We start from the raw sequence: 22,020 nt of genomic DNA on the forward strand, positions 1-22,020 counted from the left end.
ATGTACTGACCACAACACTCATTGAATCTTAAACTATTCCCTTCGTCCTGTCCCACGCCTCACCGGATACGGTTCCAGCGTGACGACACACACGACGTACGACGTGGTGGTGGTGGGCGCCGGCCACAACGGACTGGTCGCCGCCGCCCGACTGGCCAGGGCCGGGCAGTCGGTGCTGGTGCTGGAACGGGCCGGCCAGGTCGGCGGGGCCGCGGTCTCGGCACAGGCGTTCGCGGGAGTGCCCGCCCGACTGTCCAGGTACTCGTACCTGGTCAGCCTGATGCCGCAGGCACTCATCGAGGAGTTGGACCTGCCGATCCGGCTGGCCTCACGCGCCGTGGCGTCGTACACACCGGTCCCAGGTGGCCCCGGACTGTTGGTGGAGCGGGCCGAGGGCGAAGCCACCCGGGCGTCCTTCCGGACGTTGACCGGCAGCGATGACGAGTACGACGCCTGGCGCGACTTCTACAGCCGCGCCGACACCCTGTGCCGGGCGATCGCACCGACCCTGATGGAGCCACTGCCCCGAGAGCAGGTGCTGCGCGCACAGGTCGACGCGCAGGTCTGGCGCGACTTCGTCACCACTGCGATCGGGCACGCCATCGAGCGCACCTTCGACGACGACACGGTCCGCGGCGTGGTGGCCACCGATGCATTGATCGGCACCTTCGCGTCACTGGCCGACCCCTCGCTGATCCAGAACCGATGCCTGCTCTACCACCTGGTCGGCGGCGAGTGGCGGGTTCCGATCGGCGGCATGGGGGCGGTCACCGACGCGCTGCTGGCCGCAGCCAGCAACCCGGGCGCCCAGATCCTGACCGGCGCCGAGGTGGAGCGGATCGAGAGCGGTGCAGCCGGATCCGAGGTGACGTGGCGCGGCGAATCCGGGCCGCAGCGGGCCGAGTGCCGCCTGGTGCTGGCCGGGGTGGCGCCGTGGGTGCTCGACCGCCTGATCGGAGCGGAGCCGGGACCCAAGCCCGAGGGCTGCCAGGTGAAGGTGAACCTGCTGCTGGATCGGCTGCCGACGCTGCGAAGTGGCGTCGACCCCGAGGTGGCCTTCGCCGGCACCCTGCACCTGGCCGAAGGCTGGCAGGCCCTCCAGCGCGCGTACGACGAAGCGGCCGCAGGGCGGTTGCCGACGGAGCTGCCGGGTGAGATCTACTGCCACACGCTCACCGACCCCTCCATCCTGGGCGGCCGGGCGGGCCACACGTTGACCTACTTCGGCCTGCACGCTCCTGCCTCGCTCTTCGAGCCGGAGCCCGAGGCACACCGCGCCGAGGTGTTGGCTCGGGTGCTGGCCTCGATCAACGAACACCTGACCGAGCCGATCGAGGACTGCCTGGCCCGTGACGGGCACGGGCGGCCGTGTGTGGAGGTGAAGCTCCCCCAGGACGTCGAAGCCGATCTGGCGATGCCAGGCGGGCACATCTTCCACGGCGACCTCCAGTGGCCCTGGGCACCCGACGAGGCGGCGCTGGACACCCCGGCGCGCCGGTGGGGCGTGGAGAGCCGGGTGCCCGGCGTACTCCTGTGCGGCTCCGGCGCCCGTCGCGGCGGCGCGGTCTCCGGGCTCGGCGGCCACAACGCCTCGGCCGCGGCCCTGGAACTGCTCGAGTGAGGAGTCCCACGCCGTCTCGATTTCACACCCGCGCGCACGGCGCGTTAGAGTTGTCTTCGCTGTTCGCAGCGATGCGCCATTAGCTCAATTGGCAGAGCAGCTGACTCTTAATCAGCGGGTTCGGGGTTCGAGTCCCTGATGGCGTACAGATTCGGCTCCCTGGCCTTCCGGCCAGGGAGCCGTTTGCATGTCAGCCGAGGTGCGCTACGTTGCCGCCATGCCGGCCCGCCCCCCGATGTCGCCGCTGTGGCTGCTCTTCGGCTGGTTCATGCTGCACGTGTTCGCCGTCCCGGGTGCCGAGTTCGAGCACTACACGCCACGGACCCAGCTGCTGGCGGTCGTCTTGGGCGTGCTGGCACTCTCGCTGATGTTGCTCACCTGCTGGCGGATCTGGGGAGCACCACCCGCCTCGGCCCACCGAGATCGGGCGATCTCCTTCGCCGCCATCGCCGCGCTGACCACGTTGTACGCCCTGCCACTCCTCGTGGGGGACCAGACCGCTGCCTCGGCCATGAGCGGCGCCGTCGCCACCTTCACGTGGATCCTCACCCTCCGGGAGGTACGACGGCTGCGTCAGGCCGGCGCGAAGGTGTCAGACACCTCCACGCCGGTCTGAGCGCGGTCAACTGCCGATGATGCCGCCGTCGTCCTTGGTGATGACCACGGTGGCCGACCGCGGGGTGGTGATCCCGTCCAGGTGCGGCCAGGTGCTCGGCACTCCCTCACCGGGATGCTGCAGGTTCACGAACATGGTCCGCTGATCCGGGGTGGTGATCACCCCGGTCACCTCACAGCCGGCCACGCCGGTGAGGAACCGCTTGATCTCCGGCGCTCCGTGGGCGTCGCGGCGATAGGGGTTCGCAGCCAGCATCTGATCGTTGGCGCCGGCCGGCTGGGCGCCGTCGGTCTGGATCCAGACCCGGCCGTCGGCGTCGCACCACAGCCCGTCGGGCGAGCCGAAGGCGGCCTCGGCCGGGACCGTGGACCCGTCACCGGAGTCCCGCCCCTGGCCGGCCAGCACGAACAGGTCCCACTCGAAGCGTGTGGAGGTGTGGTCGTCGCCGGACTCCCGCCACCTGATGATGTGGCCCCACCGGTTCGGCACCCGCGGGTTCGCGGCGTTCTCCTGCTTGCTGGAGCTGGTGTTGTTGGTCAACGTCAGGTAGACCAGTCCGGTATTGGTGTCCATCGCCACCCACTCGGGGCGGTCCATCCTGGTGGCCCCGACCACACTCGCGGCCAGCCGGGTCTTCACCAGCACGTCGCCCTGGTCGGCGAAGCCGGCGCCCGCGTCGAGCCCGTGTCGGCCCTGCACCAGCGGCAGCCAGTCACCGCTGCCGTCCTCGTTGAAGCGGGCGACGTACAAGGTGCCCTCGTCGAGGGGACTGCGCCCTCGGGCCCGGGCGGCGTGCCAGTTGTCGCTGCTGACGAACTTGTAGACATGCTCGCCGGCCTGGTCGTCGCCGGAGTAGACGACCACCCGACCACCGCGGCTGGTGTGCACGTAGGCGCTCTCGTGTTTGAACCGGCCCAGCGCGGTCCGCTTGATCGGCCGCGAGTGCGGGTCGAACGGGTCGATCTCGACGATCCAGCCGAACCGGTGCGGCTCGTTCGGGTCGGCCGCGGTGACCCGGAACCGGTCGTCGTGGGTGGCCCAGCGGAACCGGTCGCCGCCGACGCCGTACCGACTCATCAGCGTCTGCACCTCGGCGGGGTAGTCGCCGGATTCGACGGCGAAGTAGCCCTGGAAGTTCTCCTCACAGGTCAGGTAGGTGCCCCACGGGGTCGGCCCCATCGAGCAGTTGTTGACGGTTCCGATGGGGCTGCGGCCGATCGGGTCCGCGGCGGTGCGCAGCAGGCGGTGTCCCGCTGCCGGACCGCTGGCGGCCATCGGCGTGTTCGCGGTCACCCGTCGGTTGAATCGCGACGGCACCACCACCCACTCACCACCGGCGGTACGCCGTACCTCGATCACCGAGACACCGTGCGCGGCCTGGGACTTGGCCACCATCTCCGCCGTCCACGCCGAGACCGGCGGCACGCCGGCGACTCCTGTGTGCAGCAGGTCCTCGGCGGTGTACTCGTGGTTGATCACCAGCAGGCCGTGCTCGTTGCCTCGCGGCCCCTTGTGCAGCGGGAAGTAGTGCATGCCGTCGTGGTGCATGCCGACCTGGTGCTCCTGATCGGCGGCGCTGTTCTCACCCGGCCGGAACTCCGGGAAGTTCCCGCTGATCGGCGTCCCCCACGGGACGAAGGCGCGGGCGGTATAGCCCGGCGGCACGACGACCTCGTTGCCGTAGCCCGGGCCGATCGCCTCGAAGCCCAGGAGGTGACGCCGCAGCGCGGCAGTTGTCGGGGCGTTCGTCGTGGCCGCGGCCGGTCCCGCGAGCAGCGGAGTGGTGAGGAAGCCGGCCGCCAGCGCCATGCCGCCGCCGATCAGCCCGCGGCGGCTGGCCCGGGCGGCGGCGACGTCGGCGAAATCGGGGCCCTCGGTCGGGTTGTCGGAGATCTCGTCTGGGTCGATGTCGATGTAGGTGGTCATCTGGGACTCCCGGAACGTCTGGACGTGGTGGACACGACCGAACCTAGGGAGGCCACAGGGCGAACCGGTGGCCGTCAGTTGAACGGCGGCGGAGCAGCCGGGGGCTCCTGGTTGAACGGGCTCAGCGGCGCACGATGCGCACCGTGACCGGGTCGGTGCCGGTGGCACGCACCACGAGTCGCCGCTTGGTCTGCTTGACGATCCGACCGTTGTCGACCCGGGCCCGCCACCCGTTCGGGTAGTGCAACGGACTGACGAAGATCTGCGTGGGTGCCTTGATCGACCGCTTCGGCCGGTAGCGGAAGTGGAAGTCGCCGTTGTCGGGGTTGAAGCGCGTCGACAGCGGGATGCCGGCGGTGCGCTGCGGGTAGGTGCGCACCAGCACCCGCAACTTGTCCTGCTTCACGGTCGCGAAGCTGGCGTCGTCGTGGAAGAGCCCCTGCGCGGCGTCGGCGGTGGTGGGGTCGTTCCAGTGCTTGTAGGCCCAGTGCATCCAGCCCATCAGATGGTCGTCGGCGGCGCGTGCGTCCACCGCCAAAGAGGTCACGTCGTCGGTGGCGCCCCACTCGCTCATCATCGGCACCGCGCGCATCCGCCTGGCCTGGTCCAGGGCGTGCTCCTGGCGGCCAGCGGCGAAGGAGGCACAGTTGCTGGTGTCGATCAGCGGCAGCAGCATCGAGTTCACGAAGGTCAGCGGGCAGTAGCTGTGCCAGGAGAAGCCGAGGTTCTCCTCCCCCGCCACCGCTTCGAAGTAGGTGTCCACCGGCGTCGCCCCGGCGAACTGCTGCGGCTCCCACCAGACGATGTTCCCCGGGTCGATGGCGCGGATCGCCTTCAGCGCCTTCTCGTACGCCGGCTGGAGTTCCTTGCGGTAGGTCTCCGGGCAGCCGGTGACCAGGCAGGTCATCCCCTCCATCCCCGCCCACGGCTCGTTGATCAGGTCATAGCCCATCGAGTAGGGCTGGTTCCGCCAGGTCCGTGCCGCCACCTCCCACGCGGCCACCCAGCCGTCGAGCAGCCCGTGCTTGTTGGCGAAGAACTCGTCATAGACGGTGGAGACCTCGGGCGTCCAATAGCCCATCGGGAACGGCACCGGCAGGTACGGCAACAGCGAGTAGGGAGCGGGGCGGATCATCGCCCAGTCCGGAGCGCCCTCGCCACCGTAGGTCTCGTGCCACATGTCCTGGTGGAAGTCGAACTGCATCCAGATGCGGTTCTCGGCCAGCAGATCGATGATCCGCTGCCAGGCAGCGATGTAGCCGTGGTCGGCGACTCCAGGGGCATCGGGGGTCAGCCCGGCCCACAGGGTGCCGATGCGCGCGGCGTTGAAGCCGTGTCGGCGCAGCCACCGGGCGTCTCGTTCCAGGAACCCGCCTCGGGTGGCCGGGGGGACGTAGGGAGCGTGCTTGTAGACCAGGTTCACGCCGTGGACCAGGACCACCCGGCCCTGCGGGTCCACCATCCAGCGGCCCTGACGACGCAACTGCTGCCGCGGTCGTGGCTTCGTCTCCGCGGACAGCACGGAGCTGTGGGCGGCCACCGATCCCTCGACCGAGGCAGCCGCCGCCCCGAAGCCCAGCAGTGGGGCACCAATCAGTGGGGCACCGAGCAATCCAGCGCCGAGCACCACCGAGAGTGCAGCCGCGGTGAGTCGTCGTACCAGCATCTCTTCCCCTGTCCATGACGAGAACAGGTTCTAGTATGCGCCGACAGGGGTCCCCTTTGTGAACTGGGTCACTCACAGAGTGAGACGCTCACAACCCGAGCACGGCGTGCGCGACCAGGAAATAGATGAGCAGACCGGTGGCGTCCACCAGGGTGGTCACCATCGGTGCCGAGATCACCGCCGGGTCGATGCCCACCTTGCGGGCCAGCAACGGCATGGTGCCGCCGACGGTGGCCGCCCAGCTGCAGATCGCCACCAACGAGATCGCGACCACGATGGCGATGTCGAGGCCGACCAGCAGTGCGGCGATCCCCATCCCGACCGCGGCCAGGATCGAGCCGAGCAGCAGCCCCACCCGGCACTCACGCCAGATCACCGCGATCAGATCCGAGGTGCGCACCTCGCCGACCGCGAGCGCGCGCACCGCCGCGGAGGCGGCCTGGGCGCCGGCGTTGCCACCGGTGCCGACCAGCAGCGGGATGAAGAGCGCCAGTTTGGTGACCTCCTCCAGGGTGCCCTCGAAGGCCTGCAGCACGTTGACGGTGAGCACCGCCGCGACCAGCAGCAGGAGCAGCCACACCGCGCGCGACCGAGCCATCCGCCAGACGCTGACGAACATGTAGTGGCCCTGCCACGGCGTGGACGCCGCCTGCATCTGGGCATCCTCGGTGTCGGCGGCCTCGATCACCTCGAGAGCGTCGTCGGAGGTGAACACGCCGACCAGACGGTCCTCGCTGTCGACGACCATCAGGTTCAGCACGTTGGTCTCGAGCATCAGCCGGGCGGCTCGTTCGGCATCGTCGGTGGCATGCGCCCGCGGCACGTCCCGATCCACCAGGTCGCCGACCTCGGCACCCCGGGAGGCGAGCACCAGGTCACGCAACTCGACGACGCCGAGCAGTCGCCGGCCCGGGTCGACCACCGGCAGCGTGTAGACCGTCTCCGCATGTTCGCCGCGCTCGCGGACGATCCGCAGCGCATCGCCCACTGTCAGGCCCTCGCGCAAGGCGACCACCTCGGGAGACATCAACCGGCCGACCGAATCCTCCGGGTAGCCCAGCAGCGCGGCGGTCATCCGCCGCTCGTGGGGGCTCAGCCCTGCCAGCACCCGCTTGGCGACCTTGGCCGGCACCTCGCCGAGCATCCGGGCCCGGTCGTCGGGGTCCATCCCCTCGACCAGTTCCCGGAAGGCGTCCTGCCGGAGCCCTTCGAGCAGCGCACCCTGGTCGACCGGGTCGAGCTCCTCGAACACCTCCAGCGCCCGGTCCTTGCCGAGGAGCCGGAAGGCCACCACGGCGTCCACCGCACCGAGACGGGCCAACTCGTCGGCGATCTCGTGGGGCGCGTGTTCACTCAGCCAGGAGGCGAGGACGCCCAGATGGCGTCGCTCGATCAACTCGGAGACTCGTGTCATGGGCCACCTCCTGGAGCGATTGGACGCACTCACCCTTTCACGTCCCGACAAGACCCCTGCGAGCGCCGCACCGCAGAACCCGAGACACGCGGGCGGGGCCCGCGTGAACGCGGCGTTCCACCCGCGTAGGGTGGGCTCACTGCCCCCGTCCGCGCGGGCATTGACCGGATCACTCAGCTGAGGAGAATCACGCATGACCAAGGACGAGCTCGTCCAGGGCGTCGCCAACGGCGCCGGCCTGACCCAGGCCGACGCTGACAAGGCCATCAAGGCTCTCACCGAGACCATCCGCGCTGCTGTCGCCGGCGGGGACAAGGTGCAGATCCCGGGTCTCGGGACCTTCGAGCCCCGCGAGCGCAGCGCCCGCACCGGCCGCAACCCGCAGACCGGCGCCGAGATCAAGATCGCCGCGACCACCGTGCCCGGCTTCAAGGCCGCGGCCGCGTTCAAGACCCAGGTCTCCGGCAAGTAACGCCAAAGACGTCAGGGCCGCCCCTTCGGGGGCGGCCCTGACGTCATTTCCGCTGACGTCATTTCACAGGTCAGTCACTTCACGAGTCAGTCACGTCACAGGTAGAGGCCGGTGGCGTCCTCACCGAGACGGTCGCTGGCCACCGCATGCACGTCTCGCTCGCGCATCACGATGTAGAGCTCGCCATGCACCTCGACCTCGGCCTTGTCCTCGGCGTCGAAGAGGACGCGGTCACCGACCTCGATGGAGCGGGACTGGGGACCACGAGCGACCACCTTCGACCAGGTCAACCGGCGACCACCCATCGCCGCGGTGGCCGGGATCACGATGCCACCCGAGGACCTCCGCTCCCCCGACTCCCGGTCGACCTCGACCAGCAGTCGGTCGTGGAGCATCCTGATCGGCGTCTTGTCAGCCACGCACAACCTTGCGGATCACCAGGAAGGCCGCAGCCACCCCGAGCACGCCGCCTGCCACCTTGAGGATGTTGTCGGTGCGCGGGGCGCCGGTGACCGGCTCCACGAAGTAGCCCTTGACCGAGGCGACGTTGCGCCGACCGATCTCCTTCGGGCTCAGCCGCACCGTCAGCTGGTCGATGTTGGCGGCGAGGCGCTCACGCGTCTCGGCCATGTCGCGCTTGAGTTCGTCATGCTCGGAGGTCACGCCGGCAAGGCTACCGCGCCACACTGCGCGGATCGAACCCGAACGGCAGCTCGAGCCGATGGGCCGCCATCAACTCCGGGTCGGAGAACAGGTCCCGGGTGTGACCGTCGGCGGCCAGTACGCCGTCATGCAGGATCACCGCCCGTTCGCACAACTCCAGCGCATACGGCAGGTCGTGGGTGACCATCAGCACGGTCACGTCCAGGCCGCGCAGGATCTCCGCGAGTTCGCGGCGCGAGGCGGGGTCGAGGTTCGAGGACGGCTCATCGAGCACCAGGATCTCCGGGTGCATCGCCAGCACCGTCGCCACGGCGACCCGACGGCGCTGCCCGAAGGAGAGGTGGTGCGGCGGCCGATCGGCGTACTCGCTCATCCCGACCGCGGTCAGCGCCTCGGCCACCCTGGCGTCGAGCTCGGCACCGCGCAGGCCGAGGTTCTTGGGGCCGAACGCGACGTCGTCGCGGACGCTGCCCATGAAGAGCTGGTCGTCGGGATCCTGGAACACCACCCCGACCCGACGGCGGATCTCGGCCAGATTCCCCTTCTGCACCCCGAGGCCACTGACCGCGACGCTGCCGGAGGTGGGCGTGAGGATGCCGTTGAGGTGCAGCACCAGCGTGGTCTTGCCGGCGCCGTTGGGACCCAGCAGCGCGACCCGCTCCCCGGCGTGCACGTGCAGGTCCACGCCGCGCAGCGCGCGATGGCCGTCCGGGTAGGCGTGGGTCAGGCCACGGACGTCGAGCACCGGCTCCACTCACAGCCTCCCGGTGTAGCCGCGGGACAGCATGGCCAGGTGCACACGCTCGCCGCGTTCGTAGGAACGGATGAAGAGGGCTCCGAGAGTACGCGCCATCGCCGGCCAGTGTCGCGGCGACCGTGGGTCGGAGCCGCGCGAACGCATCGCGGTGAACATTCGGGACATCTCGGCGGTGACCACGTCGAGGTAGCGCACCATGAACGAGGCGATCGCCACCATCTCGGCGGGGATCCGCAACCGCTGCAGCCCGGCCAACAGGTCGGGCACCTCGGTGGTGGCGGCCAGGGTCAGCGCGCCGAGCACCCCCAGGCTGGCCTTGATCAGGAAGCCGCCTGCGGCGATCAGTCCGGCTTCGGAGAGGCTGAGGCCGAGGACCTGGATCCGTGGCCCGGTGGCCACGAACGGCATCAGCACCGCGAACACGACGAACGGCACCTCGATCAGCATCCGCTTCGCCAGGTAGCCGAACGGGACCCGTGAGGCGGCGACCACCCCGAGCAGGATGACGGCGTACGCCGCGAACACGGCGTACCAGGTGACCGGCGTGGCCACCACTACCAGCATGAAGCCGAGCAAGGCCAGCACCTTGTGGTGCGCCTGGGCCCGGTGTACGACGCTGTGGCCGTGGTAGTGCAGCCGGTGACCGTGACCGGCACCCATCTCAGGCCTCGGCGTCGACGGAGGGGCGACGAACCAGCCGCGCCAACCCGAGCATCAGCAGCAGCACCACAGCGCATCCGAGGATCCCGGCCACTGCCACCGAGAGTCGGTCGGAGTCCACGAGCGTGAAGCCATAGTCGGCGAACGGGCTGGCCTCGGTGGCATGGTCGGTCTCGGCGGCGGCGAACCCGGTGGTCTCGGCGACATGCTCGAGCCCGTCGGGTGACTCGCTGGCATAGAAACTGAGCACTCCGGCGACCAGCAGGGTGGCCAGCAGGGCGAGTGCGGTGAAGGTACGGCGGCTCACGCGGAGACCTCCTCGACGGTCGGGACGGGTCGGAGGTGGCGGGCGCCGTAGACGAGATCGGGCCTAGCCTTGAGCACCGAGGCGACCACCAGCGCGGTGATCACTCCTTCGCCGATCCCGATCAGCACGTGCACGCCGAGCATCGCGGTCAGCACCGCTCCGATCGAGACCGGCGCGGTGCCGCCGACGGCGTACAGGCCGGTGAAGACCGCAGCTGCGGCCGGCACGCTGACGAAGGCGGCGGCAAAGGCGACCGGTGGGATGACGGCGTCCCGCTTCGGCAACACCAGGACCAGGGCACGGAAGACCAGCCAGCCGACGACCACCCCGACCAGCGCCAGCAGGGTGATGTTGGTCCCCAGCGCAGTGATCCCGCCGTCGGCCATCAGCAGTGCCTGGACCCCGAGGACGACGCTGACGCACAGGACACCGGTCCAAGGACCGACCAGGATCGCCGCCAGCGCACCACCCATCAGGTGGCCGCTGGTGCCGGCGCCGACCGGGAAGGTGATCATCTGGGCGGCGAACACGAAGGTGGCCACCAGCCCGGCCATCGGCGCAGTGCGGTCGTCGAGCTCGCGGCGGGCGCCGCGCAGGGCCAGCGCAACTCCGGCCACGGCGACGGCGCCGGTGGCCGCCGAGGTGGGCAGGTCGAGGAATCCGTCGGGGACGTGCACGAGGGGTCCTTGTAGGTTGAGGACACGAACAGCGACACTCTAGTTGCAAACGACTCGCAACAGCAATCGCACGTCGAAAGGACTGCACGTGAGCGCCTCCCGTCTCGCCGTCGGCGACCAGGCACCCGACTTCACCCTGACCAGTGACACCGGCGAGGAGGTCACTCTGTCGTCGCTGCGCGGCACGAAGGTGATCGTCTACTTCTACCCGGCAGCGATGACGCCGGGCTGCACGAAGCAGGCCTGCGACTTCACCGATTCGATCGACCGGCTTCGCGGCGAGGGCTTCGAGGTGCTCGGGATCTCCCCGGACAAGCCCACCAAGTTGGCCAAGTTCCGCGAGCGCGACGCACTCACCATCACCCTGCTCTCCGACCCTGACAAGGAAGTGATGACGGCCTGGGGCGCCTTCGGCGAGAAGAAGCTCTACGGCAAGCTCGTCCAGGGAGTGATCCGGTCGACGATCGTGGTCGGTGAGGACGGCACCGTGGAGCTGGCGCAGTACAACGTCAAGGCGACCGGCCACGTGGCCAAGCTGCGCCGAGATCTGGGCCTCGACGCCGCGTGAGAGGGTCAGCGGCCCTAAGGTTGGTCGCTGAGCGCCCGTAGCCCAACAGGCAGAGGCACCAGGTTTAGGTCCTGGCCAGTGTGAGTTCGACTCTCACCGGGCGCACCACTTCCGGCGTACCCCGCGGACAAGGCCCAACTCGACGCGGATAGGGCCCAACTCGACGCGGATAGGGCCCAACTCGGCGCGGATGGGGCCCAACTCGGCGGGGGGGGTGAGGTGGAATTAGGTGAGGGTGGCGACCAGGTGCGGCACCAGCTCCCGCAACGCGGCACCGCGATGGGAGATGGCGTCCTTCTGGTCGCTGGTCAGCTCGGCGGTGGTGACGTCCGGGTGGGCATCGGCGGCGAAGACCACGTCGTAGCCGAAGCCGCCGACACCGCGCTGCTCGTGGATGATCCGGCCCGGCATGGTGCCGAGCACCACCGTCTCGCCGCCGTCGTGGACGAACGCCAACGCGCAGGCGAAGTGGGCGCCCCGGCGCTCGTGGGGGACATCGCTGAGCTGGTCGAGGAGCAGCAGGTTGTTGCGGTCGTCGTCACGGGGTTTGCCGGCCCACCTCGCGGAGAGCACCCCGGGCATCTGGTTCAGCGCCTCGACGCAGAGCCCGGAGTCGTCGGCGACGCACGGCAGCCCCGTCCGGGCATAGCCGGCGCGAGCCTTGAGCAGGGCGTTGCCCTCGAAGGTCGGCTGGTCCTCGACCGGTTCGTCGTACGCCGGCACGTCCGTCAGGCCGACCACCTCGACGCCCGGCAGCTGCTCGGCGAGGATCCGGCGCAGCTCGCCGAGCTTCTTGGCGTTGCCGGAGGCCAGCAGCAGCCGGGTCACCGAGGCAGCTCCTGGGCGAGCGCCTCGTGCTGGAGCCTGGTCAGGTCGGCGCAGCCCTTCTCGGCCAGCGCCAGCAGCGCGTCCAGCTCCGACCGGTCGAAGGCGACGCCCTCGGCGGTGCCCTGCACCTCGACGAACTTGCCGTCGCCGGTCATCACCACGTTCATGTCGGTCTCGGCGCGCACGTCCTCGACGTAGGGCAGATCCAGCCGGGGCAGGCCGTCGACGATGCCGACACTGACCGCGGCCACCGAGCCGTTCAGCGGCCTCGCCCCCTCGGCCAGCGCACCCTTGCCCTGCAGGTGCGCGATGGCATCCGCGAGCGCCACGTAGGCCCCGGTGATCGCCGCCGTCCGGGTGCCCCCGTCGGCCTGCAGCACGTCACAGTCCAAGACGATCGTGTTCTCACCCAGAGCCCGGTAGTCCACCACCGCGCGCAGCGACCGGCCGATCAGCCGCGAGATCTCGTGGGTCCGGCCACCGATCCTGCCCTTGACCGACTCCCGGTCCGATCGGGTGTTGGTGGCGGCCGGCAGCATCGCGTACTCCGCCGTCACCCAGCCCAGCCCGGAGCCCTTGCGCCAGCGCGGCACGCTCTCGGTGGCCGAGGCGGCGCAGAGCACCCGGGTGCCGCCGAACTCGACGAGGACGGAGCCCGCGGCATGGTCGAGCCAGCCTCGGGTGATCTTGATCGGGCGGAGTTCGTCGTCGGCGCGGCCGTCGGCTCGTGAGGTCATGAGGTGTGACCCTAGCCAGAATCCGCGCTCACCGGGCAGCCGGCTCCATCACGGACGGAGTACGCCGAGCCCTGGCCACCGCCAGCCGAGCCGCCCATGGCCCCAGGTCGCGGGCCCGCCGCCCGAACCACGGCACCCCCTCGGTGACCATCCAGGACAGGTCGGAACGCCAGGTGGGCGGTGGCCCGGTCGGCAGTTGGGAGGGCCGGGGGAAGGCGATCCCCTCGGTCGCCAGCCGGTCGGCGAAGGCCGCTGCCAGGGCCCGGTGACCCAGTTCGGAGGGATGCAGTCGGTCCACCGACCAGAACTCCCGGGCGCGGACCTCGGGACAGTCGGCCAGGTCGACGCGGATCCCGCCGAAGTGGGCGTACACCTCGTCGTAGGCCCGGTTCACCGCCTCGATCCGGGCCATCAGCGGGCGCCGCAGGAATCCCGGCAACCCGAAGACCTCCCCGTGGTCGTGGAACCGCACGGTGAGCAACAGCGCACCGTGCCCGTGCAGCGCCTCGGCACAGCTCATCAGGTCGTCGCGGACCGCGACCGGGTCCCAGGTGGACCGCATCGTGTCGTTGACGCCGACGATCAGCGAAGCCAGCGTGGGTTGATGGCCGAGCGCGACCCGGAGTTGGTCGGTGCGCACTGCTCGCGCGGTGGCCCCGGAGACCGCGACGTTGCAGAAGGACACGTCGTGTGCGCGTCCCATCGCGGCGGCCAGGATCCGCGCCCAGCCCCGCCACCCGTCGCCGAGGGGGTCACCGATGCCGAAGGTGGTGCTGTCTCCCAGGGCTGCGAACCGCAGGTACATGGCAGCAGCGTGACCGGGCCGAGTACGCCCCCGCACCGTCGAGGTGACGGGTCGGGCAACTCCTGGTGAACGCCTTCCGGGTGTGACTCAGCGCGGTTCGGCGCGCAGCACCCGGAGGCTGCCCAGCGTCACCGGGATCACCACCCAGATCAGCACCGCCGAGCCGAAGCGTGCGTAGTCGATCAGCCCGACCTCCACGATCCTGCCGGTCAGGTCAACGCCGGCCATCAGCGGGGCGCCGGCCAGGTTCATGTCCACCCACGGCAACACGGCACGGGCCCAGTCGAAGAAGGCGAGCAGCGGGGCGTAGACCATGAACGGCAGGATGAATCCGAAGAGATAGAAGAGCGCGATCGCTCCGGGTGTGTTCAACAGCAGCGTCGCCAGGCCGAAGCCCATCAGGAAGAACAGGATCTGCACGGTCACGGCCCAGGCCAGTGTCGATGCCTCCAGGTCCCACACCACCTCGTTGCCGGTGAGCACCCCGTACATCAGGTTGCCGAGCGCGCCCAGCACGATGGCGACCACGATGGTCAGCACCGCCAGCCCGGAGACGGCGCTCAGTTTGGCGGCGATCACCCGGAGTCGACGCGGCTCCAGGGCGAAGGTGACCATGTGGGTCCGCTGCCCCCACTCGTTGGTGACGGTGAGCACCGCGAAGACCGGGATCAGCACCGACACCGGGAGCATCAGGATCTCCGAGAGCCCCGACGCCGTGACCGTGCTGTCGGTCAGGGTGACCACCAGCAGGGTCAACGAGATGGTGAGCAGCAGCATCAGTCCGGTGATGGCGAGCAACCAGAAGCCGGCCCGGGTGTCCAGCATCTTGCGCCACTCCACCCGCACCAGCCGCAGGAACGGGGTGCGCGGAGTGCCGCTGAGGTCCAGGGTCAGTGGACGGTCGATCTGTTCGGTGGTCATGCCACGCCTCCGAGGTCGTCGCGTTGGGTGCTGGAGGTGAGCTCCAGGAAGAGGTCCTCGAGCCCGGAGGCCCCGGAGCGCAGGTCGGTGAGCACGATCTGCTTGTCGGCGGCGAGCCTGCCGACCTCGACCGTCGCCGCACCGATCCGCAACCCCTGTCCGGCGGCCTCCACGGAGAAGCCGTGCTCCTCCGCCGCCGCCGCCAGGGCGGTGTTGTCCAGTGACGTCACCAGGGTCACGTCGTGGTGAGTGCCCTCCAGCAGCGTCTGCTTGTCGCCTTGGGCGACCACCCGGCCGTGGCCGATCAGGATCAGTTCGTCGGCGATCAACTCGACCTCGTTGAGCAGGTGGCTCGACAGCAGCACGCTGCCGCCGCGGTCGGCGTACTCCTTGAGCAGCGAGCGCATCCATCGGATGCCGGCCGGGTCGAGACCGTTGGCGGGCTCGTCGAGGATCAGCACGGACGGATCACCGAGCAGCGCGTGCGCGATGCCGAGTCGCTGCCGCATGCCGAGGGAGTAGTTGCGGATCCGACGCTTGGCCTCGGCCGGGGTGAGGCTGACCAGGGCCAGCATCTCGTCGACCCGGGTCCGCGGCAGGCCCATCTCCATCGCGGCCAGGGTGAGCACCTCGCGGCCGGTGCGGCCGGCGTGCTGCGCCGAGGCGTCCAGAAGCACCCCCACGTGTCGGCCCGGGTTGGGGATGTCGGCGTACCGGTGTCCCCCGATCAACGCCTCCCCGCTCGTCGCTGGGGCCAGGCCCACCAGCACCTTCATGGTGGTGGTCTTGCCGGCGCCGTTCGGCCCCAGGAAGCCGGTGACCCGGCCGGGCTGACAACTGAACGAGATGTCGTCGACGGCGGTGAAGGCACCGTAGCGCTTGGTCAGACTGTTCACTTCGATCACGGGTCGTTTCCTCCTTGGCGACCGGTGAGCACCCCCGCTGATGTGGCGCCCCGGACCACCTTACGGGTGAACCGGTGATCGACGTCAGATCTTGTAGACGGCGCCGGTGTGGGCCAGGTCGATCGGGCCGTCGTACACGTCGGCGGCCTCCTCCAGAGCCACCTTGGGGTCGTGCCAGGCGGGCACGTGGGTGAGCACCAGTCGCCCCACACCGGCCTTGGTGGCGGCCTCGCCGGCCTCGCGGCCGGTCAGGTGCAGGTCGGGCGGGTTGTCCTTGCCCTCCATGAAGGCGGCCTCGGCGAGCAGCAGATCGGCCCCCGCGGCGGCCTCGTCCAGTCCACGGCACGGCCCGGTGTCACCGGAGAAGGTCAGCGTGCGACCCTCGGCGGTCACCCGCAGTGCGTAGGCCTCGACCGGGTGCACGACCGGCGTGGTGACGACGCTGAACGGCCCGACCTGGACCGGGAGGCCGTCGTGGATCCGGAAGTCGAACTCCTCGTGCATGCCCGGATCCAGCGGCAGGTCGTAGGCCCTGGCCATCCGGTCGGCGGTGCCGTGCGGACCCCAGACCGGGATCCGGCCCGCGTGACCGGTGGGGTGGTAGCGCCGGAGCACGTAGTAGCCGCACAGGTCCAGACAGTGGTCGGCATGCAGGTGGGAGAGAAAGACCGCGTCGATCTGCAAGGGGTCGGCGTACCGGTGCAGCACCCCGAGCGCACCGCTGCCCAGGTCCATCAGGATCCGCCAGGTGCGACCCTCATGGGCGCACTCGAGGAGGTAGCTGCTGGCCGGGGACTCGGGGCCGGGGTAGGAACCCGAGCAGCCGATCACCGTCATCCGGAACGTCATGCCATCCCCCCGACGAACTGGTGGGCGTCGCCGAGCTCGGGGCCCAGGAAGCGCCGGCCGATGCCCTCGAACTCCTCGGGTGCGCCGGTGGTCAGGAACCGGTACGTCGGCACGCCGCCGTCACGCATCAGGTCGGCGTCGGCGAGCATCCGGTAGACGTCCTTGGCACACTCCTCGGCCGAACTGACCAGCGTCACCTGGTCGCCCATCACATAGGAGATGACGCCGGTGAGCAGCGGGTAGTGGGTGCATCCGAGGATCAGCGTGTCGACACCAGCGGAGGTGAGCGGGTCGAGGTACTCGTGAGCCACCTTGATCAGCTGGTCCCCACCGGTCACCCCCTGCTCGACGAAGTCGACGAAGCGGGGGCAGGCCTGGGTGTGCAGGTCCACGTGCGGCGCGGCGGCGAAGGCGTCGTCGTAGGCGAGCGACTCGGCGGTGGCCCGGGTGCAGATCACACCGATGCGACCGGTCCTGCTGGAGGCGACCGCCCGCCGGGTGGCCGGCAGGATCACCTCGATCACGGGTACGTCGTACCGCTCCCGGGCGTCGCGCAGCATCGCCGCACTCGCCGAGTTGCAGGCGATCACCAGCGCCTTGACCCCCTGCTCGACCAAATGGTCCAGGCATTCGAGGGCGTACTCGCGGACCTCGCCGATGGGTTTGGGACCGTACGGCGAACGGGCGGTGTCGCCGACGTAGACGATCGACTCGTGCGGGAGTTGGTCGATCACCGAACGGGCCACGGTGAGGCCACCGAAGCCGGAGTCGAAGATACCGATGGGGGCATCGGCCTGTGAACGGACCATGGCCACCCAGCGTAAGGGTTGCGGCGCCCCCGTGGGGTGCGACAACGGTCACGCCCGCGGGCGTGTCCTACGCTGGGTGTCCATGGAGCTCCGTCGGTGGCTGGCCACATTCACGGTGGGCGCGGCCGTCCTGGTCTGGCCCGCGACCTCGCTGACGGTCGCCGCGGAACCCTCCCCCGAACCACTCCTGTCGGCGCGGACCCCGGGACCCGCCACGCAGGTCGTGCTCGTCTCCATCGACGGGCTCCGCTCCCCCGCGATCCGGGCGCTGGGGCCGGAACGAGCCCCGACGCTGCACCGGCTGATCGATGAGGGCGCGTCCACGTTGAACGCGCGCACTGCCGTCGAGTCGACCTCGACCATGCCCAACCACACGTCACTGCTGACCGGTCGCCGGGTGGCCGAGGGCGGCGGCGGGCACGGCGTCTGGATCAACCACGACGATGGCCGAACCGTGCATGCGATGGCCGGCGGCTACGTGACCAGCATCCTGGACGTGGTCGTCGACGCCGGCGGCACCACGGCCGTCTACGCCAACAAGGACAAGTTCGCCCTGTTCCGGCGCACCTGGCGCCGACATGGGGCGGGCGGCAGCAAACTGGACCGCTACGTCCTACGAGAGCGGCAGCGCGCGGTGATCCGACGGTTCACCCGGGACGTGTCGGCGGGGCGCACCCACACGCTGAGCCTGGTCCATCTGGCGTTGCCCGATGTGACCGGCCACCGCGACGGCTTCCGCAGCCGCTCCTACCTGAGGTCGGTGGAGCTCACCGATCGGCACCTCGGCCGACTGCTGGCCCGGGTCGAGAACTCGTCGCTGGGCGGGCGCACCGCGCTGATCGTCACCTCCGACCACGGCGCGGTCGGGGTGAGCCACCGAGACCCGACCAAGGTGGCCAACTATCGGGTCCCGTTCCTGGTCTGGGGTCCGGAGGTGCCGGCGGGACGGAACCTCTATCGGATGAACCAGGGCTACGCCAACCCCGGCCGGACCCGTCCGTCGTACGCCGCCAGGCCGGCACCGGTGCGCAACGGCGCGGCCGCCAATGTGGCGGCCAGCCTGTTGGGGCTGGCCCCGGTGAGCGGCAGCGAACTGGGCCGTGACCTGCGCGTCACCCGCCGCTGAGGTCGCACCGCTCGGCAGGGTGGCCTCGATACACCGCCTCGCAAGCTCGGCGGCACTCGACCACCGAAGGAGACGGCCGACCACCGAAGGGAGGCGGCACTCGACCACCGAAGGGAGGCGGCACTCGACCACGACGGCTCGGCGGCACTCGACCACCGAGACAGGCTCAGCGGTGCCAGAGCTCGGAGGGGAGGGGCCACGGGTTGTGGCGGCAGCCGTTGAGCGCCTTCGACTGCTGCATCATCACCGGAGCGAGCCGACCGGCACCCGGGCAGCCGCGGTGACCGTGTCCGAGGAAGTGGCCGACCTCGTGGTTGACCACCATGTGCCGGTAGCCGCGGATCTGTCCCCCGGCTGACCGCCAGGACGGGGTTGCCCACTTCCAGCGGTCCTCGTTGATGATCACGTTCCGGCCGACCCGGCAGCTGTAATAGCTGCTGCAGGCCGAGGAGAACGTGGGCACCTGCGACGCCTGACTCAGCCACAGGGTGAACTGGCCACCGGACGCGACCCGGCGGAACTCCACTCCCGCGTTGCGCCAACCCCGGGCATCCAGCAGCGTCTGGTGCGCCTGCCGGCGGAACGTCCCGAGGTCGGCGGTGACGTGTCCCCTGGTCCGGACCTCGTAGCGGACCACCCGGTTGACGCCGATCCGGTGCAGGGCACGGCGCGGCTTCGAGGAGGCCCGGTTGTTCACCCAACCGGTACGACGGGCGGTCACCCGGACCCGGATCCGCTGGCCGACGTCGAGGTGCGAGATCGTGTAGCGCTTCTGGGTGGCGCCACGGATCGGGCGCCCGTTACGGAGCCACTGGAAGCGGTAGCTGGCTCCCCGGCCACCCGCCCAGCGGCCACGGTAGGCGCGCACCGTGTGCCGGAACCGCACGGTCCCCTCGACCCTGGGCAGGACCCGGTTCTCCAGCACCGGCCGGTCCTCGGTCTCGGTCCTGGCCGAGCCCGCCACGCCGTCCAGGTCGGGCAGTTCGTCGAGGTACCGCGACCCCGCTGCCACAGGCTGGCTCAACCCCGCCACCACCGCGAAGGTGGCGACGACGGTCACGAGCCGAGTCCCGAAATTCATGCCCAGAGCTGACCGTCCAGTCGGTCCTCTGCCTCATCCAGGGTGCCCTCGTAGGCACCGGTGGAGAGGTACTTCCAGCCGCCGTCGGCGACCACGAAGGCGATGTCGGCCGTCTCACCCTTGCGGGCGGCCTTGGCGGCCTGCCCGAGCGCGGCATGCAGGATCGCGCCGGTGGAGATGCCGGCGAAGATCCCTTCGAGTTCCAGCAGTTCCCGGACCCGGCGCACCGCGTCCCGGGGGCCGACCGAGAACCGCGAGTCGATCGCCGTCTCGTCGTACAACTCGGGGATGAACCCCTCGTCGAGGTTGCGCAACCCGTAGACGAGCTCGCCGTAGCGTGGCTCGGCGGCGACGATGCGGACCTCGGGCTTGTGCTCGCGGAAGTACTTCGAGACCCCCATCAGGGTGCCGGTGGTGCCGAGGCCGGCCACGAAGTGGGTGATCTCCGGCAGGTCGGCGAGCAGTTCCGGGCCGGTGCCCTCGTAGTGCGCCAGCGCGTTCGCCGGGTTGCCGTACTGGTAGAGCATCACCCAGTCCGGGTGCTCCGCGGCGATCTTCTTGGCCACCCTGACCGCTTCGTTCGACCCGCCCGCGGCCGGCGAGGAGACGATCTCGGCGCCCCACATCCGCAGCAGTTGCCGGCGCTCCTCCGAGGTGTTCTCGGGCATCACGCAGACGATCCGGTAGCCCTTGAGCTTGGCGGCCATCGCCAGCGAGATGCCGGTGTTCCCCGACGTCGGCTCCAGGATCGTGCATCCCGGGGTCAACAGTCCGTCGGCCTCGGCCTGCTCGATCATCCGCAGTGCCGGCCGGTCCTTGATCGACCCGGTCGGGTTGCGGTCCTCGAGCTTCGCCCAGATCCGCACCGACCCGTCGGCGGCGACCGTCTCGGCGAGCCTCGGCAGCCCCACCAGCGGGGTGTTGCCGAGAGAGGCGAGCAGGTTGTCGTACCTCACTGGTGGTCGAGACCCCCACCGGCGACCGCAGGCAGCACCACGATCTGGTCACCGTCGCTGAGCTCGGCGTCGAGTCCACCGAGGAAGCGCACATCCTCGTCGTTGACGTAGATGTTCACGAACCGGCGTAGGTCGGCCCCACCGTCGGCGTCGTCGACCAGTCGCTCCCGGATGCCGGGGTGACGCGCCTCGAGGTCGTCGATCAGCGTGGCCAGGGTGGAACCCTCGCCGGCGACCGCCTTCTCACCTCCGGTGTAGGGGCGCAGGATCGTGGGGATCCGGACGTCGATGGCCATCTCAGGCATCCTCCTCAGGACTGTTCGGATCGTCGAGCGAGGGCACGACGTGGACCTCTTCCTCGGTCACCACGCCGTCGACGATTCGATAAGACCTGAACTCCACAGGCCCGTCGTTATTCCCGTGCTCACGGGTGCTGACCAACACGTAGTGTGCTCCCGGCTCCGAAGCGAGGCCGATGTCGGTGCGGCTCGGGTAGGCCTCGGTGGCGGTGTGCGAGTGGTAGATCACCACCGGCTCCTCGTCCTTGGCCCACATCTCCTTGTAGAGGGTGAGCAACTCGCCCGAGTCGAACTCGTAGAACGTGGGCGACCCCGCCGCGTTGAGCATCTCGACCAGCCGCTCGGGCCGGTCGCTCCCCTCCGGGCCCGCGACGATGCCGCACGCCTCGTTGGGGTGGTCCCGCTTGGCGTGCGCGATGATCGCGTCACGGGTCGCGGAGTCGATGGTCAGCACGCGGGCAAGCCTACGCGAGCGCTGTCACCAGGGTTTCCTGCAGGTAGCCCATCCAGTCGTAGATGTCGTGGGCCTGGACGCGCGGATCGTCGTCGGGCAGCGAGTGCCAGTACGCCTCGTCGTCCTCCTCCACCCCCAGCCGCACCGCCAGGGCGAGCCGGATGTCGGTGAACGAGCGCAACCAGACCTCCGCCGTGGCCGGGTCGAGCTCGACGTCGATGACCAGCCCCTCCTCGGTCAGCTGCTCGGGCAGCCCCGCCTCTTCGAGGCAGTCGATGACCGTGCTCGCGGCCCGGGCCTTGCCGTCACGGAGCCCGCCCTCGGTGTAGCGACGGAAGTCTGCGGCCGCCTCCTCGTCGTCCCGGTAGGCGTTCGGGAACAGCCGGGCCAGCACCGGGTCGTCGGGTTCGCTGACCGGGCCGGTGAAGTCGAGCATCGCCCGCAGCGGGTCCGGGGACACGTCCTCGACGGCCTGTTCGTTGTGCAGCAGCTCGACCAGCTGGCTGGCCAGTGAGCGCAGCAGGTCCGCCTCGAGCCCGTTGAAGTGTGCGATCACCGCCCCTGACGCCAGATGCCGGGCGAATCCGCTCACGAGGCCTTCTCCATGGTCGCCCACAGTCCGTACTCGTGCATCGCCTGCACGTCGCGCTCCATGTCCTCGCGGGTGCCGGTGGAGACCACCGAGCGGCCCTGCTCGTGCACTTCGAGCATCAGCTTCTCCGCCTTCTCCTTGGGGTACCCGAAGTACGTGCGGAACACGTAGGTCACGTACGACATCAGGTTCACCGGGTCGTTCCAGACGATCGTCACCCAGGGTTTGGCGAGGAAGGTGATCTCGTCGGGGGCCAGAGTCGGGTCCACCTCGGCCGGAGAAGTCGCGGACATGACCCCACGATAAAACCT

At 69.8% G+C, this 22,020-nt stretch carries 27 protein-coding genes and 2 tRNA genes; 7 read left to right on the top strand and 22 right to left on the bottom strand.

The window, feature by feature from the left end:
- Positions 1-79 precede the first annotated feature (79 nt).
- The 3 genes from JKG67_RS04135 to JKG67_RS04145 all read left to right on the top strand — a co-directional run bounded on the left by JKG67_RS04135 (position 80) and on the right by JKG67_RS04145 (position 2,237).
- Positions 80-1,621 (top strand): phytoene desaturase family protein, encoded by a 1,542-nt coding sequence (locus JKG67_RS04135; protein ID WP_307816426.1) that lies wholly within the window; start codon positions 80-82, stop codon positions 1,619-1,621.
- 73 nt (positions 1,622-1,694) lie between these two features.
- Positions 1,695-1,767 (top strand) — tRNA-Lys (locus tag JKG67_RS04140).
- A 71-nt stretch (positions 1,768-1,838) separates the two neighbouring features.
- Positions 1,839-2,237 (top strand): hypothetical protein, encoded by a 399-nt coding sequence (locus JKG67_RS04145; RefSeq protein WP_203336018.1) that lies wholly within the window; start codon positions 1,839-1,841, stop codon positions 2,235-2,237.
- Positions 2,238-2,243: 6 nt separating this feature from the next.
- Here JKG67_RS04145 and JKG67_RS04150 read toward each other — a convergent pair whose 3' ends face one another.
- The 3 genes from JKG67_RS04150 to mgtE all read right to left on the bottom strand — a co-directional run bounded on the left by JKG67_RS04150 (position 2,244) and on the right by mgtE (position 7,243).
- Positions 2,244-4,163, bottom strand: coding sequence for a PhoX family protein (locus JKG67_RS04150; RefSeq protein ID WP_203336019.1), 1,920 nt, complete (start codon positions 4,161-4,163; stop codon positions 2,244-2,246).
- 121 nt (positions 4,164-4,284) lie between these two features.
- On the bottom strand, positions 4,285-5,829 hold the full coding sequence (locus JKG67_RS04155) for a cellulase family glycosylhydrolase (protein WP_203336020.1): 1,545 nt from the start codon (positions 5,827-5,829) through the stop codon (positions 4,285-4,287).
- Between the two features lie 88 nt (positions 5,830-5,917).
- A complete protein-coding gene (gene mgtE / locus JKG67_RS04160; protein ID WP_203336021.1) occupies positions 5,918-7,243 on the bottom strand; it encodes a magnesium transporter in 1,326 nt (441 codons plus the stop codon).
- Between the two features lie 193 nt (positions 7,244-7,436).
- Here mgtE and JKG67_RS04165 point away from each other — a divergent pair, with 193 nt between their 5' ends.
- Positions 7,437-7,715, top strand: a complete 279-nt coding sequence (locus JKG67_RS04165) for an HU family DNA-binding protein (protein WP_203336022.1) — start codon at positions 7,437-7,439, stop codon at positions 7,713-7,715.
- A gap of 95 nt (positions 7,716-7,810) precedes the next feature.
- Here the strand turns inward: JKG67_RS04165 and JKG67_RS04170 are convergent, their stop codons facing one another.
- Genes JKG67_RS04170 through JKG67_RS04195 form a run of 6 tightly spaced genes read right to left on the bottom strand, consistent with a single transcriptional unit; the run spans position 7,811 to position 10,779 of the window.
- Positions 7,811-8,110 (bottom strand): GroES family chaperonin, encoded by a 300-nt coding sequence (locus JKG67_RS04170; RefSeq protein ID WP_203336585.1) that lies wholly within the window; start codon positions 8,108-8,110, stop codon positions 7,811-7,813.
- 16 nt (positions 8,111-8,126) lie between these two features.
- Entirely contained in the window at positions 8,127-8,378 is a 252-nt protein-coding gene (locus JKG67_RS04175) for a DUF3618 domain-containing protein (protein WP_307816427.1), read from the bottom strand.
- A gap of 10 nt (positions 8,379-8,388) precedes the next feature.
- Positions 8,389-9,132, bottom strand: coding sequence for an energy-coupling factor ABC transporter ATP-binding protein (locus tag JKG67_RS04180; protein WP_203336023.1), 744 nt, complete (start codon positions 9,130-9,132; stop codon positions 8,389-8,391).
- Complete coding sequence (gene cbiQ / locus JKG67_RS04185; RefSeq protein WP_203336024.1) at positions 9,133-9,795, bottom strand: cobalt ECF transporter T component CbiQ; 663 nt, start codon at positions 9,793-9,795, stop codon at positions 9,133-9,135.
- 1 nt (position 9,796) lies between these two features.
- On the bottom strand, positions 9,797-10,102 hold the full coding sequence (locus tag JKG67_RS04190) for a PDGLE domain-containing protein (RefSeq protein WP_203336025.1): 306 nt from the start codon (positions 10,100-10,102) through the stop codon (positions 9,797-9,799).
- Entirely contained in the window at positions 10,099-10,779 is a 681-nt protein-coding gene (locus JKG67_RS04195; protein ID WP_203336026.1) for an energy-coupling factor ABC transporter permease, read from the bottom strand. The genes JKG67_RS04190 and JKG67_RS04195 overlap by 4 nt, the downstream gene beginning before the upstream one ends.
- An 88-nt stretch (positions 10,780-10,867) precedes the next feature.
- On the opposite strand from JKG67_RS04195, the gene bcp reads away from it, so the two are divergent.
- The gene (gene bcp, locus JKG67_RS04200; protein WP_203336027.1) at positions 10,868-11,347 is read left to right on the top strand and encodes a thioredoxin-dependent thiol peroxidase; all 480 of its coding nucleotides are present in this window, start codon (positions 10,868-10,870) and stop codon (positions 11,345-11,347) included.
- Positions 11,348-11,378: 31 nt separating this feature from the next.
- Positions 11,379-11,455, top strand: a tRNA-Leu gene (locus JKG67_RS04205).
- A 117-nt stretch (positions 11,456-11,572) separates the two neighbouring features.
- Here JKG67_RS04205 and JKG67_RS04210 read toward each other — a convergent pair.
- The 7 genes from JKG67_RS04210 to murI all read right to left on the bottom strand — a co-directional run bounded on the left by JKG67_RS04210 (position 11,573) and on the right by murI (position 17,201).
- Positions 11,573-12,175 carry a non-canonical purine NTP pyrophosphatase gene (locus JKG67_RS04210; RefSeq protein WP_203336028.1) on the bottom strand — a complete coding sequence of 201 codons (603 nt, stop codon included), beginning with the start codon at positions 12,173-12,175 and terminating at the stop codon, positions 11,573-11,575.
- Positions 12,172-12,912, bottom strand: coding sequence for a ribonuclease PH (rph, locus tag JKG67_RS04215; protein ID WP_203336029.1), 741 nt, complete (start codon positions 12,910-12,912; stop codon positions 12,172-12,174). The genes JKG67_RS04210 and rph overlap by 4 nt, the downstream gene beginning before the upstream one ends.
- Before the next feature lie 28 nt (positions 12,913-12,940).
- A complete protein-coding gene (locus tag JKG67_RS04220) occupies positions 12,941-13,717 on the bottom strand; it encodes an SGNH/GDSL hydrolase family protein (protein ID WP_203336030.1) in 777 nt (258 codons plus the stop codon).
- A gap of 87 nt (positions 13,718-13,804) precedes the next feature.
- A complete protein-coding gene (locus JKG67_RS04225) occupies positions 13,805-14,638 on the bottom strand; it encodes an ABC transporter permease (RefSeq protein WP_203336031.1) in 834 nt (277 codons plus the stop codon).
- Positions 14,635-15,543, bottom strand: coding sequence for an ABC transporter ATP-binding protein (locus JKG67_RS04230; protein ID WP_203336032.1), 909 nt, complete (start codon positions 15,541-15,543; stop codon positions 14,635-14,637). Before JKG67_RS04230 ends, JKG67_RS04225 begins: the two co-directional genes overlap by 4 nt.
- 84 nt (positions 15,544-15,627) lie before the next feature.
- On the bottom strand, positions 15,628-16,392 hold the full coding sequence (locus JKG67_RS04235) for an MBL fold metallo-hydrolase (RefSeq protein ID WP_203336033.1): 765 nt from the start codon (positions 16,390-16,392) through the stop codon (positions 15,628-15,630).
- Positions 16,389-17,201: a glutamate racemase gene (gene murI, locus JKG67_RS04240; protein WP_203336034.1), complete on the bottom strand. Its 813-nt coding sequence runs from the start codon at positions 17,199-17,201 to the stop codon at positions 16,389-16,391. Before murI ends, JKG67_RS04235 begins: the two co-directional genes overlap by 4 nt.
- Positions 17,202-17,283: 82 nt before the next feature.
- Here murI and JKG67_RS04245 point away from each other — a divergent pair, with 82 nt between their 5' ends.
- A complete protein-coding gene (locus JKG67_RS04245) occupies positions 17,284-18,327 on the top strand; it encodes an alkaline phosphatase family protein (RefSeq protein ID WP_203336035.1) in 1,044 nt (347 codons plus the stop codon).
- Positions 18,328-18,493: 166 nt separating this feature from the next.
- Here JKG67_RS04245 and JKG67_RS04250 read toward each other — a convergent pair whose 3' ends face one another.
- The 6 genes from JKG67_RS04250 to clpS are packed head-to-tail and all read right to left on the bottom strand — an operon-like array spanning position 18,494 to position 22,002.
- Positions 18,494-19,408: a DUF3152 domain-containing protein gene (locus JKG67_RS04250; RefSeq protein ID WP_203336036.1), complete on the bottom strand. Its 915-nt coding sequence runs from the start codon at positions 19,406-19,408 to the stop codon at positions 18,494-18,496.
- Positions 19,405-20,364: a PLP-dependent cysteine synthase family protein gene (locus JKG67_RS04255; RefSeq protein WP_203336037.1), complete on the bottom strand. Its 960-nt coding sequence runs from the start codon at positions 20,362-20,364 to the stop codon at positions 19,405-19,407. The genes JKG67_RS04250 and JKG67_RS04255 overlap by 4 nt, the downstream gene beginning before the upstream one ends.
- On the bottom strand, positions 20,361-20,660 hold the full coding sequence (locus JKG67_RS04260; RefSeq protein ID WP_203336038.1) for a MoaD/ThiS family protein: 300 nt from the start codon (positions 20,658-20,660) through the stop codon (positions 20,361-20,363). The genes JKG67_RS04255 and JKG67_RS04260 overlap by 4 nt, the downstream gene beginning before the upstream one ends.
- Before the next feature lies 1 nt (position 20,661).
- On the bottom strand, positions 20,662-21,117 hold the full coding sequence (locus JKG67_RS04265) for a M67 family metallopeptidase (RefSeq protein ID WP_203336039.1): 456 nt from the start codon (positions 21,115-21,117) through the stop codon (positions 20,662-20,664).
- Between the two features lie 10 nt (positions 21,118-21,127).
- A complete protein-coding gene (locus tag JKG67_RS04270; protein WP_203336040.1) occupies positions 21,128-21,709 on the bottom strand; it encodes a DUF2017 domain-containing protein in 582 nt (193 codons plus the stop codon).
- Complete coding sequence (gene clpS, locus JKG67_RS04275) at positions 21,706-22,002, bottom strand: ATP-dependent Clp protease adapter ClpS (RefSeq protein ID WP_203336041.1); 297 nt, start codon at positions 22,000-22,002, stop codon at positions 21,706-21,708. The genes JKG67_RS04270 and clpS overlap by 4 nt, the downstream gene beginning before the upstream one ends.
- Positions 22,003-22,020 lie beyond the last annotated feature (18 nt).

This window comes from Nocardioides limicola, from assembly GCF_016827675.1.
GTDB lineage: Bacteria > Actinomycetota > Actinomycetes > Propionibacteriales > Nocardioidaceae > Nocardioides > Nocardioides limicola.

Coding starts and splice junctions, on each gene's coding strand:
- JKG67_RS04145 (WP_203336018.1), top strand. CDS start 1,839: ATGCCGGCCCGCCCCCCGATGTCGCCGCTGTGGCTGCTCTTCGGCTGG.
- JKG67_RS04150 (WP_203336019.1), bottom strand. CDS start 4,163: ATGACCACCTACATCGACATCGACCCAGACGAGATCTCCGACAACCCG.
- JKG67_RS04155 (WP_203336020.1), bottom strand. CDS start 5,829: ATGCTGGTACGACGACTCACCGCGGCTGCACTCTCGGTGGTGCTCGGC.
- mgtE (WP_203336021.1), bottom strand. CDS start 7,243: ATGACACGAGTCTCCGAGTTGATCGAGCGACGCCATCTGGGCGTCCTC.
- JKG67_RS04165 (WP_203336022.1), top strand. CDS start 7,437: ATGACCAAGGACGAGCTCGTCCAGGGCGTCGCCAACGGCGCCGGCCTG.
- JKG67_RS04170 (WP_203336585.1), bottom strand. CDS start 8,110: ATGCTCCACGACCGACTGCTGGTCGAGGTCGACCGGGAGTCGGGGGAG.
- cbiQ (WP_203336024.1), bottom strand. CDS start 9,795: ATGGGTGCCGGTCACGGTCACCGGCTGCACTACCACGGCCACAGCGTC.
- rph (WP_203336029.1), bottom strand. CDS start 12,912: ATGACCTCACGAGCCGACGGCCGCGCCGACGACGAACTCCGCCCGATC.
- JKG67_RS04220 (WP_203336030.1), bottom strand. CDS start 13,717: ATGTACCTGCGGTTCGCAGCCCTGGGAGACAGCACCACCTTCGGCATC.
- JKG67_RS04225 (WP_203336031.1), bottom strand. CDS start 14,638: ATGACCACCGAACAGATCGACCGTCCACTGACCCTGGACCTCAGCGGC.
- JKG67_RS04235 (WP_203336033.1), bottom strand. CDS start 16,392: ATGACGTTCCGGATGACGGTGATCGGCTGCTCGGGTTCCTACCCCGGC.
- murI (WP_203336034.1), bottom strand. CDS start 17,201: ATGGTCCGTTCACAGGCCGATGCCCCCATCGGTATCTTCGACTCCGGC.
- JKG67_RS04245 (WP_203336035.1), top strand. CDS start 17,284: ATGGAGCTCCGTCGGTGGCTGGCCACATTCACGGTGGGCGCGGCCGTC.
- JKG67_RS04250 (WP_203336036.1), bottom strand. CDS start 19,408: ATGAATTTCGGGACTCGGCTCGTGACCGTCGTCGCCACCTTCGCGGTG.
- JKG67_RS04260 (WP_203336038.1), bottom strand. CDS start 20,660: ATGGCCATCGACGTCCGGATCCCCACGATCCTGCGCCCCTACACCGGA.
- clpS (WP_203336041.1), bottom strand. CDS start 22,002: ATGTCCGCGACTTCTCCGGCCGAGGTGGACCCGACTCTGGCCCCCGAC.